Origin of the sequence: Flavobacterium olei (genome assembly GCF_039749035.1) — a bacterium.
In the GTDB taxonomy this organism is placed as follows: domain Bacteria; phylum Bacteroidota; class Bacteroidia; order Flavobacteriales; family Flavobacteriaceae; genus Flavobacterium; species Flavobacterium olei.
The window spans coordinates 583,133-599,849 of the sequence record NZ_JBDKWC010000004.1 but is presented as its reverse complement, the minus strand read 5'-3'; the positions used below and the strand labels follow the sequence as shown (position 1 = coordinate 599,849).

The window sequence follows — 16,717 nt, the reverse complement described above, 5'->3', positions numbered from 1 at the left end:
TATAAAATGAAATGCCTTTTATGCTAAAAGCTATGTCTTTATATGTTTATTAATATTGATTTGCTAATGAATTTTCCAATTGACTAATTATCTAATTATCTCATTCGTTAATTATCTCAGCTGAGCAACGTCAATTATCGACTGTGCAAATGCTTTTGGATCTTCCTGCGGTACATCATGTCCGATTCCTTTTAAGATTCTGTGTTCGTATTTTCCTGTGAATTTATTGGCATATGCTTTTCCATCCGCGAAAGCGCCGTCAAAATCACTTCCTATTGTAATCGTTGGAACTTTAATTTCTGGTCTTGCAGAAAGTCGTTTTTCCAGATTATCGTATTTCGATTCTCCCTCTTCCAAAGATTGTCTCCATCTGTAATTGTGAATCACAATCGCCACATGATCCGGATTGTCAAAAGACTGTGCCGTTTGATCGTACGTCGCTTTGTCGAAATTCCATAACGGAGAAGCGATTTTCCAGATCAGTTTATTAAAATCGTAGGTATTTTGTGTGTAACCTTGTTTTCCTCTTTCGGTTGCGAAATAATATTGATACCACCAACCTAGTTCAGCTGTTGGAATAAGCGGTTTTAGATTTGCTTCTAAATTCACCACCAGATAACCACTTACCGAAACCAGCCCTTTTACGCGTTCCGGCCAAAGCGCCGCTACCACAACTGCCGTCCTCGCGCCCCAGTCGAAACCGCCAATAACGGCTTTGTCAATTTTTAAAGCATCCATAAAGGCGATAAGATCACTTGCCAAAGCCGCCTGCTGACCGTTTCTGAACGTATCTTTGGAAAGAAAAGTCGTCGTTCCGAATCCGCGTAAATAAGGTGTGTAAACGTGATACCCTTTTGCTGTCAAAATCGGAACCACTTCATTATAACTGTGAATGTCGTAAGGCCAGCCGTGAAGTAGAATCACCGGCGTTCCGTTTGACGGACCAGCTTCGGTGTAACCCACATTTAATAATCCGGCATTGATTTGTTTTAAAGTTCCTAATGAACTGCTAACTTCAATCGTTTTCTGTGTTGAAGTTTGTGCCTGAGCTACATTTACATTCATAAAAAGAATAGCGATTAAGAATGTTTTTGCTAAAATATTGTTGGTGATTTTTACTATCGTTTTCATAATTATTAGTTTTTTATTACTTGATTATCAGTTAATTTATTCGTCAAAGGTATCTTGACAATGCTTGTTTTAAAAGCATAAAAAAGGTGAATTGGACAAAGTAGCGGCTGAAACGGACAGGCTTTACATTGTGATAATTTAACCGCAAAGCACGCTAAGGTTTACGCAAGGTTCGCAAGTTTTTTTAATATCGCAAAGTCGCAAGGACGCATAGTTTTATTTCGTCTGGCTTTGCGCTCTTTGCGTTTTTACAAAGTCCAATAGGTAAAAAAACCTTGCGCACTTTCTGGTTAAAACTCACACGCATTCAACATGCAACCTGAAACATTAAACTTGAAACTACTTTTTCAACGTCAGGATGGGTTTTCCTTTTTCTACAATATAAGTTGCCAATTCTGTAGCTTTTACATTTGTATTATTTTTGGCAGAATGCACCACTCCTGCCGGAATAAAAAGTGCTTCTCCTGCTTTTAGCGTAACTGGTTTTTCACCTTCAATTTGATATTCTAAAGAACCTTCCAGAACATAAATCACTTCTTCTCCCGGATGAAAATGTTTTCCAAATGCGGAATGCGCATCAAAATCGATTCTGGCCTGAATCGTTTCGCGTCCCGGAACGCTTAGATCGTGCTTTTGCAAATCAGTACGTTTTATTCCTGTTTGTGCCGCGATCTGATTCGGAACCAGGAAAGCAATAATTCCTAAAATGATAATCGCGATAATAACTCCTGTTTTTTGTTTTTTCGTTTCCATAACTTCTGATTTAAATTATTTGTTTTTCGTTAATTTCTTCGTCAAAAGTATCTCGACAAGGGTTCTAACGAAATCAGAAAATAGGTGAAACGGACAGATTTTGGGTTGAAGTGGACAGGGTTTAAGTTATAAAAAATTGAGATTCTTATTTTGAAGTATTCATGAGTTTGTTTAAAGTTTAAACTGCTTGTATTGATTACAAGATTTATCCTATATTTGGATCAAATCCTCAAAAATCAAATACCATGAAAAAAACAGTGTTGCTGTCAATGTTTTTTAGCGTCTTATTGTCTTGCTCAGGAGACAGCGACATAATTCCCGACGATACTTCTGGAAACATTTCTGGAGGATGGATATTGAAAGCCGAATATCATGAAATGGTTCGACAACCTTTGAGCGAATGCCGTCTGAATGAAAACATGTTTTTTGAAGGTACTAAAATAGCGACTACAAAAGCTGCAGAAATTTCAGAATCTAACTGTAATCTTACCGCTGCCGAAGGAACTTTTTTAAGATCAGATAATAACCTCACAATCACGCTTCCAAATGAAAGCCTGACTTTTAAAATTAAAGAGCTTACGAAAGTAAAATTGGTTTTAAATGTAGAAAGTTCAGGAAAGAGTTTTGAGTATGAAAGAATTCCATAAACTACAGATAAAGATTCTCTTTTCTTAAACAAACAACTTAAAAACGTATTATTTTTCTTTCAATATTTTTACTTTTTTGATATCTTTACAGTCCTAAAAGTAAAGTTATGAACACAGAAAAAGTTTGCCCGTGTGGTATGGTGGCGGTATTGGAAACAACCGCAACGCTCACTTTACAGCGTAGGACACCTAAGCTATGCGGGTTTTATATTTCCCTAAAAGTAAAGTTATGAGTACCAACACCCTTTCAAAAGAAGCCGAAATCAGGCTGTTGACTTTTTTCAATGACAGAATTGATCCTGTTTCAATGGCAAAAGCATTGCGACTCGTTAATTTTAATCTTGCCCTAAATGCAATGGGCGAACCAACCGTCGCACCCGAAAAAACATTGCGCGAGAGCTTTATCTGGCTCAATGAATTAGCCGAAACTTTAAATCCTTATCTGGATTTGGAATAAGGTTTCTTTTTGAAAAAGTAAAACCCTTGATCTTTTTAAGATTGAGGGTTTTGTTTTTTTACTTCTTCCTGAAAAAATCCCGTAGAAGTACTTGTTGTTTTGGGGTTTAATATTATTACAATTGTATAATTTTATTTTTCCCATTTTATGGATTTCCGTAAAGTAATTGATTATGAAAAAGTAATCTTTGTTGTTTAATCTTTCTAAATATTTAATAAAATATGAACATTACTCTTCCCTCTCTTGAAAATTTGATTTGGTCTGAAAAAGGTAATAAGAACTTTATTAAGCAACATTTAGCTAATGAAATTAATATTGAACTAAATTTAATTGAAGATACTCAATCTTATATAGTTATAAATTATGAAACAATTTGCTATTGCATAACAGGTAATAAAAATATTTATCATCCAGATTGCGAGTTTGTACTACTATCAGATAAGAAACCAACCTTTGAAAAATTAAAATTAGGAGAAATTAAATTTAAAAATTGGATAAAACATCCAAAACTTAAGAATAGTAATAATGATGAGATAATCTCTAGTTGGAAAGCTAGTTTTAATTTTTTAGAAGAAGATATTGTAACTAAAACACAGGGACTTAGAGAACCTCAAATAGGAGCATTATATTCGTTGCTTGGGCATTTAAAAATATCTGACGAAACAGCCACAGTTGTAATGCCAACGGGAACAGGAAAAACCGAAACGATGCTCTCGGCCCTTATAGCAAATCAATGTACTAAACTCTTGGTTACAGTACCTTCCGATGCTTTAAGAAGTCAAATTTTTAATAAATTTTTGACTCTTGGATTATTAAAAAAATTCAACGTAATAAATGAAAAAGCGATCAATCCAAAAGTTGGAATTATTCGTCAGAAATTTAATAGTGTTGAAGAATTACAATCTTTTTTTGAAAAATGCAATGTGATAGTAAGCTCGATGGCAATCGTTGCTGATAGTAGTCCTTCTCATCAAGATAAAATATCTGAAATTTGCTCACATTTATTTATTGATGAAGCTCATCATGTTCGAGCTATTTCTTGGGATAATTTTAGAAACAAATTCTTACCTAAAAAAGTAGTTCAATTTACAGCAACACCATTTAGAAATGACAGAAAGAGACTTGAAGGCAAAATAATTTTTAATTTTCCACTTAAAAAAGCTCAAGAGCAGGGTTATTTTAAAAAAATCAATTTTAAACCTATAAGAGAATATGATCTATCTAAAGCGGACAAAATAATTGCCGATAACGCGGTTGAGCAATTAAGGAATGATATAAAAGTTGGAAAGAACCATATTTTAATGGCAAGATGCAGTAATAAGCCCAGAGCCGAAGAAATATTCAACTTTTACAAAGTTCACACCGATTTAAATCCTATCATTGTTCATTCTGATATTGCAGGTAAAAACGATGTCTTAAAAAACATAGTTGAGAAAAAGCACAAAATAATTGTGGCAGTAGATATGCTTGGTGAAGGATTTGATTTGCCAGAACTAAAAATTGCTGCTTTTCATGACATAAGAAAAAGTCTTCCAATAACTCTTCAATTTGCAGGAAGATTTACTCGTACAAAATTTGATGAAGAATTAGGAGAAGCAACATTTATTGCAAATCTGGCCGATATTAATGTTAATAATGAATTAAGTGAATTATATGCGCAAGATGCTGATTGGAATTTATTACTATCAACATTAAGCACTAAGGAGATTAATGAAGAAATAAATTATGAAGATTTTATTAAAGGATTTAAAAATTTAAATACTTCAACAATACCTTTTCAAAACATAAGGACCGCACTAAGTACTGTAGTTTATAAAAACCATACCAAAGATTGGTTTCCTAATAATTTCAAAGAAGGTTTTGCAGACTATGAAAATTATGATTATAAATTTCACGACCTAAATAATGAAAAAAAGATTCTAATAATTATTACTGCACAAAAAACTTCTGTTGAATGGGGAAATTTTAAAGAAGTTTATGGTTTAGAATGGAATATTACTATAGTTTTTTGGGAAATAAAAAAGAATTTATTATTTATTCATGGCTCAGACAAATCAGGAATGTACAAAGATCTCGCGGAAGCTATTATTGGAAAGAGAGCAGAGTTAATAAATCAAATTAATGTTTTTAAAGCATTTCATGATATAAAAAGAGTTTCATTACAAAATGTTGGTTTAAAGGAATTCTTAGGCAAACATATAAGATTTAGAATGAGTGTAGGCACAGATGTCGAAGAAGCCCTTAGCATAGCAGAAAAGGAAAAAGGTCAAAAAGCATTTGTCTTTGGTGTAGGATATGAAAATGGAGAGAAAATCACCTTAGGATGTTCTTATAAGGGGCGTATTTGGAGTTATCTAAAAGGAGATTTAAAACAGTTTATGGATTGGTGTGTAAAAATTGGAAATAAACTTTCTGACCCAACTATTGATGCAAATCAGATTTTAAAAGACACATTAATTCCAAAAATTGTTTCAAAAAGACCTAATACATTTCCGGTTTGGATCGATTGGGACGAAGAATTGTATCAACATTCTGAAATCAAATTTAAAATAAACATTGATGGATATAAAACAGACCTTTCTAATACTCAAATAAATATTATCAATCCTTCTGAATCTGGAGAATTGTTTTTTGAATTAAAAACCGACAGAAAATCAATAATTTATAAATTAAAATTATTCACTACAAAAACTGCTGAAGATGAAATTTATGATTTTGAAATAATTAAAGTTTCCAATGAAAAAGTCAATTTTGAATATGGAACAAAGAGTACTTTGTCAACTGATTTCTTTTACAAATACACACCAACCATTTGGTTCGCAGATGGCTCATCTTTAACTGGTAATTATTTTATTGAATTAAAACAGCTCATAAATCCTTACCCAAAAAATAACTTAATTATATGGGATTGGAGTAATGTTGATCTCAAAAAAGAATCGCAGGGAGTTAATCCTAAAATAAATGATTCAATCCAATACAAAGTAATTTCTCAACTTTCAAATGATGATTGGGATATAATTTATGATGATGATTATTCTGGAGAAATTGCTGATGTAATAACGATTAAACGATTTGATGATAGGTTAAAGGTAAATTTTTATCACCTGAAATTTGCGATAGATGGTAAAGTAAGTAATCAAATTAGCAATTTTTATGAAGTTTGTGGACAAGCACAAAAATCAATTCATTGGAAGCATAAAAGCGGAAAAGACTTTTTCGAACATCTTTTAAGAAGACAAAATAAAACAAAAAATAATGAAACTTGCTCAAGAATCATAAAAGGAACTTCCGATGATATAGAAAAATTACTAAATATTGCTAGAATTAAAATCCCGATGGAATTTGAAATTTTTATTGTACAACCTAGTTTATCTAAACAGAATGCTTCAGAAAATATACTTACCTTATTAGGTGTTACAGAAAATTTTTTAATGGAATATGCAGGAATAAAGCTTAATGTAATTGTTAGTGCCTGATAATATCGTCCATAAATGTGTCAAATCTTGAGACTTCATACTTGTCTTATTTCTAATAAAATATTAATAAACATTCAATAAAGGAATTGAAAGACATTAAAAAGCAGTTTTTTAATATATATAATTTAAAAAAAATGATCTTAACTAAGCAAGAATTTGAAAATCAATTTAAAAAAGCAAAATTAGAATTACTGTCTAATCAAAAATTTAAATTTAATAAAATTGAAAAATGGTGCGAATCTTTACAACCATTGCCGGGTATTTATGGAATTTTTATTGATAATGATTTAAAGTATATTGGTGAAACGGCTAATTTTAAAGCTAGAATGCAAGAACTACACAAAACTTATAACCATTCTTTCAGAAGAAAATTAGGACGTTCATTAAATGGCACATTAGTAAAAAACATTTATCATCCCGATATAGAAAAACAACTTGACGATATCTTTGAAAAAAGTTTATCCGTTTCATTTGTTCACATGAACTATGGACGTTTAGAAATGGAAACAAAACTGATAACAGAATTACAAAACTCTTTATTTAATTCCATTAAGTTGAGAAAATAATGTTTATAAAAGCTCAAAGTTTCTAAACTTTGAGCTTTTTATTCTCTACAATAAACTTGCACCTCCTTAAATTTTAATAATTATAAATTATTTTTATAACTACAAAAAATTATTAATTTGATTAATAACCACCTTCCCTATACCTTTGCTTCATCAAAATCAAAGAAATGATTTGAACATCTTAAAAAATAACTTAAAAAATAAAAATCATGAAATTTACAAGAAGAGCAAACGCAAACTGGAAAGGTACAGGAATGGAAGGAAAAGGAACCGTTAGTACACAAAGCACAACTTTAGATAATGCACAATTGTCTTTTAAAACCCGTTTTGAGCAAGGTGTCGGAACCAATCCTGAGGAATTAATCGCAGCGGCGCATTCTGGCTGTTTTACCATGCAATTGAGCTTTTTATTGTCTGAAGCTGGTTTTGTACCGGAAGATTTAGACACAACGGCCAAAGTAACTTTTGAGGACGGAACGATTACTTTAATTCAGTTAGAACTTACCGGAAAAGTACCTGGAATTTCTGAAGAAGATTTTGAGAAAGCAGCACAAAAAGCAAAAGAGATTTGTCCGATTTCTAAGCTGTTGAATACTGAAATTACTTTATCAGTTACACTTAATTAAATTTCAATACAAAAATTCCAAATTCGCACAAGGCTTTGTCTTCCTGAGCGAAGTCGAAGGACACGCCAGAAACTCCACAAAGAATATAGCCAATCTTTGTAGAGTTACTTGCGAAGATTTCTCCTCCGTCGAAATGACAAAATCGTGAGAAATTGGATTTTTATTCCATCTAAAATCTATAATCAACAATCTAAAATAAATAAAAATGAAAACAACATATAAAAGCTTTTTAGCAATCACAGTCCTACTTTTTACTTTTTTACTTTCAACAGTAAATGCAAACGCACAAAAAACAGTTCATCAAATTAAAAATGTGGTATTAGTTCACGGTGCATTTGCAGATGGTTCCGGATGGCAGGGTTTATATCAGATTTTAACTAAAAAAGGCTATAATGTAACGATTGTTCAGAATCCGTTAAGCTCTTTGGAAGACGATGTAAGAGCGACAAATCTGGCTTTGGACAAACAAGACGGACCAACGGTTTTAGTCGGACATTCCTGGGGCGGAACTGTAATTACCGAAGCCGGAAATCACCCAAAAGTAGCCGCTTTGGTTTACGTGGCGGCTTTACAGCCTGATAATGGAGAAAACTCTGTTCAATGGTTGCAGACTGCGCCTCCTGCTCCCGAAAATGGTGTATTGTCTCCGGATGACAAAGGAATTGCTTATTATGATAAAGCGAAATTTCACGCTGGTTTTGCGGGAGATCTAAGCAAAGAACAGGCTGATTTTATGTTCGCTTCGCAAGGTGCTTTTTATGCACAAGGTTTTTTAACACCTATAACTAAAGCGGCCTGGAGAACTAAGCCTTCTTACGGAATTGTAGCGACTGAAGATAAAAGTATTGTTCCAAGTATTCAACACGCCATGTACAAACGTTCTAACACAAAAATTACTGAAATAAAAGGAAGTCACGTAGTGTTTATTTCTCAACCACAAAAAGTGGCAAATGTGATTATTGAAGCTTCTAAAAATTAATTCCAAATTCTAAGTTTCAGGCAAACATAATTGAATAGTTTGTCTTCCTGAGCGAAGTCGAAGGATGCGCAAAGTACGGTGCGGATATAGCATGAGATCCTTCGACTCCGCTCAGGAGCACATATATTAAGAGTAAAAAAAATCCAAATTCCGATCGCTGCTAAGATTGAAATTTGGATTTTTTGTTTTTAAATTTCTATGAAACCTTACTAACTGCTTTTATAAAATAAGGCGAATCGTTCCAGCGGATTTTTTTATACTTGAAATCTTTTTTGAGCGATTCAGGAAGACAATTCCAGATCGCCTCGTTCATTTTTTCTAACAATAACTTTTTCGAAAAGGAATCTGAAACTACTAAGCTAATTTCTCTGACCGGAACAGGTTCTTTAAAAGGTTTAAAAAGTCCGCCTGATTCGTTTATAGTAGAAAGTTTCGGAATAATCGCAAATCCGAGATGCGCCCGAACCAGATTTTTTAAGGTTTCGATCGAATTGATGTCGTAGGTAAATTGTTCTTTTATTTTATCAGATGTTTTTAATCCGCAAATGTCTAAAAGCTGTGCATTGTAACAATATTCATGATGCAGCAATAACAATTCGGTTTTGTCTCCGGGCTGCATTTCATAAAACTCCTCATTCGCCATGGGATGGGTCTGATTTAAATAAGCCACAAAAGGTTCTTTAAAAACAACATGTTCTATTAAATTTGGGTTTCCGGTTGGTGTCGCCATAATGGCAACGTCAATGGCGCCGGTTTCTAAATCGCGCATTAAATGCCCGGTATATCCTTCTTTAATAATAAAATGTACATTTGGCGCCGCTTCCTTCATGGCCTGAATAAAAAGGGGAATCAAATAAGGCGATAAAGTGGAAATGATTCCAAGTTTTAACTCTCCTTCTAAGAGATTTTTTTCGTTAATGACAAAATCACGAATTTCATCCACTTCACGAAGAATTTTTTTGGCTTTATTTATAATTTCAATTCCAAGAACTGTGGGTGTCAATGGTACTTTATTGCGATCAAAAATCTTGATCCCGATTTCTTCTTCGAGATTCTTTAACTGAATCGTAAGTCCGGGTTGTGTTACCATACAAACTTCGGCAGCTCTCGCAAAATGGCGCTCTTCATCTAACGCTACAATATATTTTAATTGCTGAATGGTCATTTTTTATAGTTTCTAAGGTACTAAGATGCTAAGGTACTGAGTTTTTATTTTTAGTTCTAATGAAAACTTTGTCAAAGTTCAAAACTTTGACAAAGTTAATTTACACTAGCTATTTTTATAACAAGAAAAATTAGCATCTTTTTAACGAAAAAAACAGATCCATAATATCCAACTTATCGTACATAAACAAAACGGACTAAAGGAATGCTGTAAATCCAAATGGAGTAGTTTTTGGAGCATATTGGATTTATCATTTTCTAAAGGATGTTTTTTCAAAATAAACTAATTTGAAATACAAAAGCGATCTCCACGGATCGCTTTTGTTTGTTTAGAAAGCTCCTTAAAAACTCCTTAAAAATATACTCTCAATGCAATTTTACAGTAATCTTTAGCAATAAATCCTTATATTACAATTGCTTTAAATTTAAAAATTATAAAATGAAACAATTACTTCAGTGGACTGTTATTATTCCCGTTGTATCGTGGGTTCTTTTCTTCAGCGGATGGGTCGAAAACAGCAGTATCTTTCAAATTGTTGCCAGTATTTTACTTATTTTAAGCGTTATGTCGGCAGTGCATCATTCTGAGATTATTGCAGAACGTGTTGGAGAACCGTACGGAACTATTATTCTGGCCATCTCGATCACCGTAATTGAAGTTTCGATTATTGTCTCACTTATGCTATCTGAAGGCGCCGATGCGGTTTCACTGGCCAGAGACACGGTTTATGCGGCAACCATGCTAATCTTAAATGGTATTATCGGTCTCTGTCTGTTAATTGGAAGCATCAAACACTACGAGCAGAATTTTTCTACTTCGTCTGTTACTATTGGTTTGGTTTCGCTAATTTCTATTATTGTATTTACTTTGGTTTTTCCCACTTTTACCGAGAGTGTACACGGTTCTTTTTATTCTACTCCGCAGCTTATTTTTGCTTCGATTGCCTGTATTGTCATTTACGGATCTTTTCTGTTTGCACAAACCAAAGGATATCGACAGTACTTTCTGGCCAATGGAGATGATGAAACTGAAAAATCGCATCCCATCGAAATTAGCAACAAGACATTTTATACCAGTTTACTTTTTTTATTAGTGAGTCTCGGAATTGTAGTTTTACTGGCCAAAACCCTCTCGCCTACTATAGAAACTATTATTGTGGGTTATAATCTTCCTAAATCTTTGGTCGGAGTAATCATTGCTATTATTATCCTGCTTCCGGAAGCAATTGCAGCTATAATTGCAGCCCGAAAAAACAGGTTACAAACGAGTCTGAATCTGGCTTTGGGTTCAGCTCTGGCCAGTATCGGACTTACGATTCCGAGTGTTGCCGCTGTTTGTATTGCTCTGGATATGCCAATTGTTTTGGGTCTGGACATTAAATCGATTGTTTTACTGGCACTATCTGTTTTTACGGTTATGCTTTCTCTAAGTAAAGGAAAATCCAATATTGTGTATGGTGTTGTGCTTCTGGTAAATCTGTTTGCTTTTATGTTTCTGATGATTTATCCTTAATTTTTTTTCACTTAAAGTGATAGTTTATATAAATGAAGAATTAGAACTGATTTCAGCTTGCAAAATTGGCTCTGATCTTTCAAATCTCCGTAAATTAATTATCAAAAGACAAAATTAGAATTACAGATTACTATTATCTCAAACTTATAAACTTTGACAATTTAAATATACAAAATGTATATTATCAGGTCAAAAAATATCCTCTACATATAACACCAAAAACCATTTCGTTATAGCCTAAAAAAGTAAAGATTTGTAAATCTGAGTTCAAAATAAGCGTGATTTTTACACGTATAAAGTATCACAATAAAGGCTTAAAGACAACTATTTATTGCATCATTTTTCATCATTTTTCTCTAACTTTACGCACTACATTTTGAAATGTAAGATTAAAATAAACATTGTTTTTCTGCAAAACACTGAATAAAAAAGCGTTACTGTTTTTTCTCTTACTTTTTTGCAAAAAACATCTTTCTAATAATTTAGTTAATTAAAAACTATGAGCAAATTTGATTTTGGAATTGTAGGACTTGGGGTAATGGGCCGTAACCTGCTTTTAAATATCGCCAGCCATAACTTTGCGGCTGCAGGTTTAGACTTAGATACCGAAAAAGTAAACTCTCTTCAACAAGAAGCCGATTCTGAACATACCATTGAAGCCACTACAGATGTTAAACATTTTGTAGAACTTATTCAGCAACCACGAGCAATTATGTTATTGGTTCCTGCCGGAAAACCGGTAGACAGTGCTATTGCCAGCTTATTACCTCACTTGGACAAAGGCGATATTATTATCGACGGCGGAAACACTTACTTTACAGACACAGACAGAAGATTTATAGAATTATCCGAAAAAGGAATCCACTTTTTTGGAATGGGAATTTCAGGCGGAGAAAAAGGTGCCCGTTTTGGTCCTGCAATGATGCCGGGAGGCGATCAGAAAGCATATGAAAGACTGCGTCCTATTTTTGAAGCTATTGCGGCAAAAGTAGACGGAGAACCTTGTGTAGAATATCTTGGAAACGGTTCTGCCGGAAATTACGTAAAAATGGTTCATAACGGAATCGAATACGGAATCATGCAGTTGATCTCTGAAATTTATGACCTGATGAAAAGAGGCTATAAAATGGATGATGATACGATTCAGAAAACTTTTGAAGAATGGAACCAAAGTCATGAACTAAAGTCTTATCTGATTGAAATTACCGGTAAAATCCTAAAACAAAAAGACGAAGACGGAACGCAGCTAATCAATAAAATTTCAGACTGGGCAAGATCGAAAGGTACAGGAAAATGGACTTCGCAAAATGCGATGGATTTACAGGTTCCGGTTCCGACTATCGATGCGGCGGTTTTCATGCGTGACATGTCTAAAACCAAACCTGAAAGAATGGAGGCTGCTAAAAAATTAGTCTGGACGCCAAATGAATCTGCAGTTGAACAAAGCGAGGCAATAGGAGCTTTAAAATCTGCTTTATATTCTGCTATTGTTGTAACGTATGCCCAGGGTCTGGCTCAGCTTCACACGGCTTCAAAAGAATACAACTATGGATTAAATCTGGAAACTGTTGCCAAAATCTGGCGCGGAGGTTGTATCATTCGTGCTGCAATTTTAGAGGATTTCAGAAAAGCATATAATGTCAAAGCAGATTTACCAAACCTGCTTCTGGATGACGGAATTGCTGCTGACCTTTCTAACCATCAGGCCGGAATGAGAAATGTAGTTCAGTTTGCGGTTCAGCAGGGAATTCCGGTTGCCGGACTTATGAACTCTCTGGCTTATTTTGATTCTTACAGATCTGCAAATCTACCCACAAATTTAATTCAGGCGCAACGTGATTTTTTTGGCGCACATACTTACGAACGTATCGACAAAGAAGGTGTTTTCCATACACAATGGTCTGAATAAGAATTTAAAGCAACACAACTACATACAATGACTAAAAATAAACTAAAGAATCCAACAATCATTGTTATTTTTGGAGGAACCGGAGACTTAGCCAAGAGAAAGCTCTTTCCCGCTTTTCAAAATCTGTACCTTGACGGACGTATGTCTGAAAAGTTTCAGATTATTGCACTGGGAAGAGCAGAAAAAACCAATGAGGATTTTCGCAGCTATGTCTTAGAAAACCTAAATACATTTTCAAGAAAAAAAGGACTTTCTGATCCTCAGACAGAAAAATTTCTTTCTCATATTACCTATCACAGCCTGGACATCGATAAAGAAGATTCGTATATCGGACTGAACGAAAAAATCAACAATTTTGACCTGGCTTTTGGCGAACGTGCCAATCGTCTTTTTTATCTTTCGATCACACCTTCTTTCATTTCTACGATTTCAAGCAATATCAAGAAAATCGGTCTTGCGGCAAATCCGAAACAGGATCGCATCATTATCGAAAAACCATTTGGTTATGATAAAAGTTCTGCTATTGAACTGAATGAAATGCTTTCGCAGACTTTTAAAGAAGAACAGATTTACAGAATCGATCATTATTTAGGAAAAGAAACGGTTCAGAATATTTTGGCTTTCCGTTTTGGAAATTCGATGTTTGAGCCTTTATGGAGCCGTAATTTTATTGATTTTGTGCAGATTACCGTTGCAGAAGAAGTCGGCGTTGAAGAACGTGGCGGTTTTTACGAAGGTGTCGGAGCACTGAAAGATATGATTCAGAACCATTTGCTTCAGATTTTGTGCATGACCGCTATGGAAGCGCCTGCGTCTTTAAATGCAGATGATATCCGAAATCGTAAAGCCGATGTTTTAAAATCCATTCGCCGCATCAAACCCGACGAAGTGGATCATTATATCGTAAGAGGACAATATGCTGCCGGTGAAATCAAAGGTGTTCCGGTTCCGGGATATCGTCAGGATAAAGGAATTGCACCAGATTCTAATACCGAAACTTACGTGGCAATGAAAATCTATCTGGACAACTGGAGATGGCAGGGAATTCCATTTTATCTTCGTTCAGGAAAAAGAATGGAAGAAAAACAATCTTCTATTATCATTCAGTTTAAGCCAGTTCCGCATTCTTCATTTTCATATGGAAAAGAAGGCATGACGCCAAACCGTCTTATTATTAATATTCAGCCTGCAATGGATATTAAATTGCAGTTTATGACCAAAAAGCCGGGACTTTCGCTTGCGCTGAGACCTGCTGAAATGGTTTTTGATTATTTTGCCTGCTCTACAATGTCTCCTGAAGCCTATGAAACTCTTATCGCTGATGCTTTGGCAGGAGATCCTACCCTATTTATGCGTTGGGATCAGGTTGAGGAAGCCTGGGATGCAATAGATACGATTCAGCAGGTTTGGAAAACTACGGCACCAACTAATTTCCCAAATTACAAAGCAGGAAGCTGGGGCCCGGCAGAAGCCGATGAATTACTGGCACGCCAGGGACACAAATGGATCCCGAATACACAAACAAAAGAAGAAGTTTTAAATGATACAGATTTACAATAATACAGACGAAATAAATACTACGGCTGCCGCACTTTTTGTAGAATTAGCCCAAAAAGCTATTGCTGCAAAAGGCAAATTTACAGCAGTTCTTACAGGAGGCTCCTCTCCTGCAGGAATTTACAAACTTTTGGCTTCAGATGATTATAAAAACAAAATAGACTGGAGCAACGTTTATATTTTCTGGGGAGACGAAAGATGGGTTCCGCTTGACGATGATTTGAGTAATGCAAAAATGTCTTATGCTACTTTGTTAAGCCACGTTCCTGTTCCGCAGGAAAATATTTTTGAAATGTACAAAGACGGCGTAACACCCGAAGAATATGCTGCTACGTACGAGCAGACGATCCGAAAAATTTTAGGCGAAGAAGGAAAATTTGACCTTATTCTGTTAGGCATGGGAGACGACGGACACACGGCTTCTCTTTTTCCTGGCGAAGCTGTCTTAGAAGAGCAAACTAAATGGGTCGACGCTTATTATTTAGCGCCACAAAAAATGTATCGCATTACCCTGACTGCTCCCTTAATTAACAAAGCAGAAAAAATTGTAGTGGTGGCTTTTGGAGAGAAAAAAATAAACGCTTTAAAAGAAGTAACCAGCGGAGCATACAATCCTGCTTTATATCCGATGCAACTGATCAAACCGGTTTCGGGAGATTTATTGTTTTTGGTCGATAAAGTGGCGGCCGGAACAAATTAAAAGGTTATTATTTTACAATAAAAAAGAAGGTTATACTCCAAAATAAGAGTATAACCTTTTTGCTTTATAGAGAGATATAATCAAGATAAATCTAATTTTCGATCAACTCAATATCCATTGTTTTAATTAATCCGTTTTCAAATGTGTAAACGTGTTTTACAAATCCGTCAAACATTAAATTGCCTTGCAGATCTTTTACATTTTGGTGGACTGTGACCTCCAGACTTCCATTTTCTCTTTCATCAAAACCAACCGGTTCTACTTTCGGATTGATCTCTGTCCATTGTCTTGTCCAGTATTGGCGAATCTCGTCATGACCGCTTATATAACCGCCTTCCCAGGCTTTTGACCATTGCACATCTTCCCTCATGGTTGACAGGCAGTTGTCTATATTTCTTTCGTTAAAAGCATTATAGGCTTTTGTAATTACTTGTTCGTTTTGATTTGACATGTTTCTGTTCTTTGATTAATGAATTTAAAATTAATGATTTTATTTTACACCAACCGTATTGAAGAATTTGAAACGGCGAAGGTAAAAAGTAGCAATTTTATTTTTTTTAAATCTGAAATTATTTCATTTATCAAAACACTAAAAACCAACATCAATTATTATCAAATTTTTAAATCTTGTCCTTTTTAGAAAAATTTTAAGACTCCTTACTTTTCAAATTGCTATATTTGGCGCACTATAACAACTAAAAGCCCACTTTTTAGAAACAAAATTAAATCTGCTTAACTGTAAATGAATCCCAAAAAGTTCATATATATCGTTTTACTCTCGCTGCTTTCTTTTTTCAGAGGCACCGAAACGTATCAGCAGCCTTTACATTCTAATCATTGTATTACTTTAGACAGCGTTGCCGCAGACGACGCCTTCACTCCGTCTTCAGATTATTCTTCTTCTAAAAATCTTGAAGTTCATTACAAGCTTAAAAAGAAAATAAAAAACAGAGCTACCACTTTAGAACAAAGTACTATCAGGGCTCCATATTTTAGCAACCTTATTAATTTCAGGCTTTATAAAAAGAGCTTGTTTTATGGTATAGTTTCAACATACCAGATACAAAGGCATACGCACCTTCATTTGTATCAACTTTTCTAGACTGCAGCATTTCGTTATTTTATTTAATTCAATTTTTCAGAAGTTTCTTTTGGAACAGACTTTCATGTACACCTAATTCGTGAAATCTTTCCGGATTCTTCCTTTGATACTCATATAAAATAACTTCTAAACAGTTC

Annotated in this window: 15 protein-coding genes; 11 read left to right on the top strand and 4 right to left on the bottom strand. The window is 34.4% G+C overall.

The features are described from left to right. Positions 1 to 111 precede the first annotated feature (111 nt). Positions 112 to 1,131, bottom strand: coding sequence for an alpha/beta fold hydrolase (locus ABEB31_RS13480; RefSeq protein WP_347052145.1), 1,020 nt, complete (start codon positions 1,129 to 1,131; stop codon positions 112 to 114). A 339-nt stretch (positions 1,132 to 1,470) separates the two neighbouring features. Next, positions 1,471 to 1,884 carry a cupin domain-containing protein gene (locus ABEB31_RS13475; RefSeq protein ID WP_347052144.1) on the bottom strand — a complete coding sequence of 138 codons (414 nt, stop codon included), beginning with the start codon at positions 1,882 to 1,884 and terminating at the stop codon, positions 1,471 to 1,473. A 245-nt stretch (positions 1,885 to 2,129) separates the two neighbouring features. Between ABEB31_RS13475 and ABEB31_RS13470 the strand changes: the two genes are divergently transcribed. From ABEB31_RS13470 to ABEB31_RS13445, 6 genes are all read left to right on the top strand, one after another. Continuing rightward, the gene (locus ABEB31_RS13470; RefSeq protein WP_347052143.1) at positions 2,130 to 2,531 is read left to right on the top strand and encodes a lipocalin-like domain-containing protein; all 402 of its coding nucleotides are present in this window, start codon (positions 2,130 to 2,132) and stop codon (positions 2,529 to 2,531) included. Between the two features lie 229 nt (positions 2,532 to 2,760). Beyond that, positions 2,761 to 2,988: a hypothetical protein gene (locus tag ABEB31_RS13465; RefSeq protein ID WP_347052142.1), complete on the top strand. Its 228-nt coding sequence runs from the start codon at positions 2,761 to 2,763 to the stop codon at positions 2,986 to 2,988. A 221-nt stretch (positions 2,989 to 3,209) separates the two neighbouring features. After that, positions 3,210 to 6,464, top strand: coding sequence for a DEAD/DEAH box helicase (locus ABEB31_RS13460; RefSeq protein WP_347052141.1), 3,255 nt, complete (start codon positions 3,210 to 3,212; stop codon positions 6,462 to 6,464). 86 nt (positions 6,465 to 6,550) lie between these two features. Further along, positions 6,551 to 7,030, top strand: a complete 480-nt coding sequence (locus ABEB31_RS13455) for a hypothetical protein (protein ID WP_347052140.1) — start codon at positions 6,551 to 6,553, stop codon at positions 7,028 to 7,030. A 209-nt stretch (positions 7,031 to 7,239) separates the two neighbouring features. Continuing rightward, positions 7,240 to 7,656, top strand: a complete 417-nt coding sequence (locus tag ABEB31_RS13450; protein WP_347052139.1) for an OsmC family protein — start codon at positions 7,240 to 7,242, stop codon at positions 7,654 to 7,656. 205 nt (positions 7,657 to 7,861) lie between these two features. Then, complete coding sequence (locus ABEB31_RS13445) at positions 7,862 to 8,635, top strand: alpha/beta hydrolase (RefSeq protein ID WP_347052138.1); 774 nt, start codon at positions 7,862 to 7,864, stop codon at positions 8,633 to 8,635. A gap of 196 nt (positions 8,636 to 8,831) precedes the next feature. Here the strand turns inward: ABEB31_RS13445 and ABEB31_RS13440 are convergent, their stop codons facing one another. Then, positions 8,832 to 9,800 (bottom strand): hydrogen peroxide-inducible genes activator, encoded by a 969-nt coding sequence (locus ABEB31_RS13440; RefSeq protein WP_347052137.1) that lies wholly within the window; start codon positions 9,798 to 9,800, stop codon positions 8,832 to 8,834. Positions 9,801 to 10,238: 438 nt separating this feature from the next. Here ABEB31_RS13440 and ABEB31_RS13435 point away from each other — a divergent pair, with 438 nt between their 5' ends. From ABEB31_RS13435 to pgl, 4 genes are all read left to right on the top strand, one after another. Further along, complete coding sequence (locus tag ABEB31_RS13435) at positions 10,239 to 11,312, top strand: calcium:cation antiporter (RefSeq protein WP_347052136.1); 1,074 nt, start codon at positions 10,239 to 10,241, stop codon at positions 11,310 to 11,312. Positions 11,313 to 11,811: 499 nt separating this feature from the next. Then, on the top strand, positions 11,812 to 13,221 hold the full coding sequence (gene gndA / locus ABEB31_RS13430; RefSeq protein WP_347052135.1) for an NADP-dependent phosphogluconate dehydrogenase: 1,410 nt from the start codon (positions 11,812 to 11,814) through the stop codon (positions 13,219 to 13,221). A 27-nt stretch (positions 13,222 to 13,248) separates the two neighbouring features. Beyond that, the gene (zwf, locus tag ABEB31_RS13425) at positions 13,249 to 14,781 is read left to right on the top strand and encodes a glucose-6-phosphate dehydrogenase (protein WP_347052134.1); all 1,533 of its coding nucleotides are present in this window, start codon (positions 13,249 to 13,251) and stop codon (positions 14,779 to 14,781) included. Beyond that, entirely contained in the window at positions 14,762 to 15,478 is a 717-nt protein-coding gene (gene pgl / locus ABEB31_RS13420) for a 6-phosphogluconolactonase (RefSeq protein ID WP_347052133.1), read from the top strand. The genes zwf and pgl overlap by 20 nt, the downstream gene beginning before the upstream one ends. Before the next feature lie 91 nt (positions 15,479 to 15,569). Here pgl and ABEB31_RS13415 read toward each other — a convergent pair whose 3' ends face one another. After that, the gene (locus tag ABEB31_RS13415) at positions 15,570 to 15,929 is read right to left on the bottom strand and encodes a nuclear transport factor 2 family protein (RefSeq protein ID WP_347052132.1); all 360 of its coding nucleotides are present in this window, start codon (positions 15,927 to 15,929) and stop codon (positions 15,570 to 15,572) included. Positions 15,930 to 16,220: 291 nt separating this feature from the next. Here ABEB31_RS13415 and ABEB31_RS13410 point away from each other — a divergent pair, with 291 nt between their 5' ends. Continuing rightward, positions 16,221 to 16,580 carry a hypothetical protein gene (locus tag ABEB31_RS13410; RefSeq protein WP_347052131.1) on the top strand — a complete coding sequence of 120 codons (360 nt, stop codon included), beginning with the start codon at positions 16,221 to 16,223 and terminating at the stop codon, positions 16,578 to 16,580. Positions 16,581 to 16,717: the final 137 nt, after the last annotated feature.

Coding starts and splice junctions, on each gene's coding strand:
- ABEB31_RS13480 (WP_347052145.1), bottom strand. CDS start 1,131: ATGAAAACGATAGTAAAAATCACCAACAATATTTTAGCAAAAACATTC.
- ABEB31_RS13475 (WP_347052144.1), bottom strand. CDS start 1,884: ATGGAAACGAAAAAACAAAAAACAGGAGTTATTATCGCGATTATCATT.
- ABEB31_RS13470 (WP_347052143.1), top strand. CDS start 2,130: ATGAAAAAAACAGTGTTGCTGTCAATGTTTTTTAGCGTCTTATTGTCT.
- ABEB31_RS13465 (WP_347052142.1), top strand. CDS start 2,761: ATGAGTACCAACACCCTTTCAAAAGAAGCCGAAATCAGGCTGTTGACT.
- ABEB31_RS13460 (WP_347052141.1), top strand. CDS start 3,210: ATGAACATTACTCTTCCCTCTCTTGAAAATTTGATTTGGTCTGAAAAA.
- ABEB31_RS13450 (WP_347052139.1), top strand. CDS start 7,240: ATGAAATTTACAAGAAGAGCAAACGCAAACTGGAAAGGTACAGGAATG.
- ABEB31_RS13445 (WP_347052138.1), top strand. CDS start 7,862: ATGAAAACAACATATAAAAGCTTTTTAGCAATCACAGTCCTACTTTTT.
- ABEB31_RS13440 (WP_347052137.1), bottom strand. CDS start 9,800: ATGACCATTCAGCAATTAAAATATATTGTAGCGTTAGATGAAGAGCGC.
- ABEB31_RS13435 (WP_347052136.1), top strand. CDS start 10,239: ATGAAACAATTACTTCAGTGGACTGTTATTATTCCCGTTGTATCGTGG.
- gndA (WP_347052135.1), top strand. CDS start 11,812: ATGAGCAAATTTGATTTTGGAATTGTAGGACTTGGGGTAATGGGCCGT.
- zwf (WP_347052134.1), top strand. CDS start 13,249: ATGACTAAAAATAAACTAAAGAATCCAACAATCATTGTTATTTTTGGA.
- pgl (WP_347052133.1), top strand. CDS start 14,762: ATGATACAGATTTACAATAATACAGACGAAATAAATACTACGGCTGCC.
- ABEB31_RS13415 (WP_347052132.1), bottom strand. CDS start 15,929: ATGTCAAATCAAAACGAACAAGTAATTACAAAAGCCTATAATGCTTTT.
- ABEB31_RS13410 (WP_347052131.1), top strand. CDS start 16,221: ATGAATCCCAAAAAGTTCATATATATCGTTTTACTCTCGCTGCTTTCT.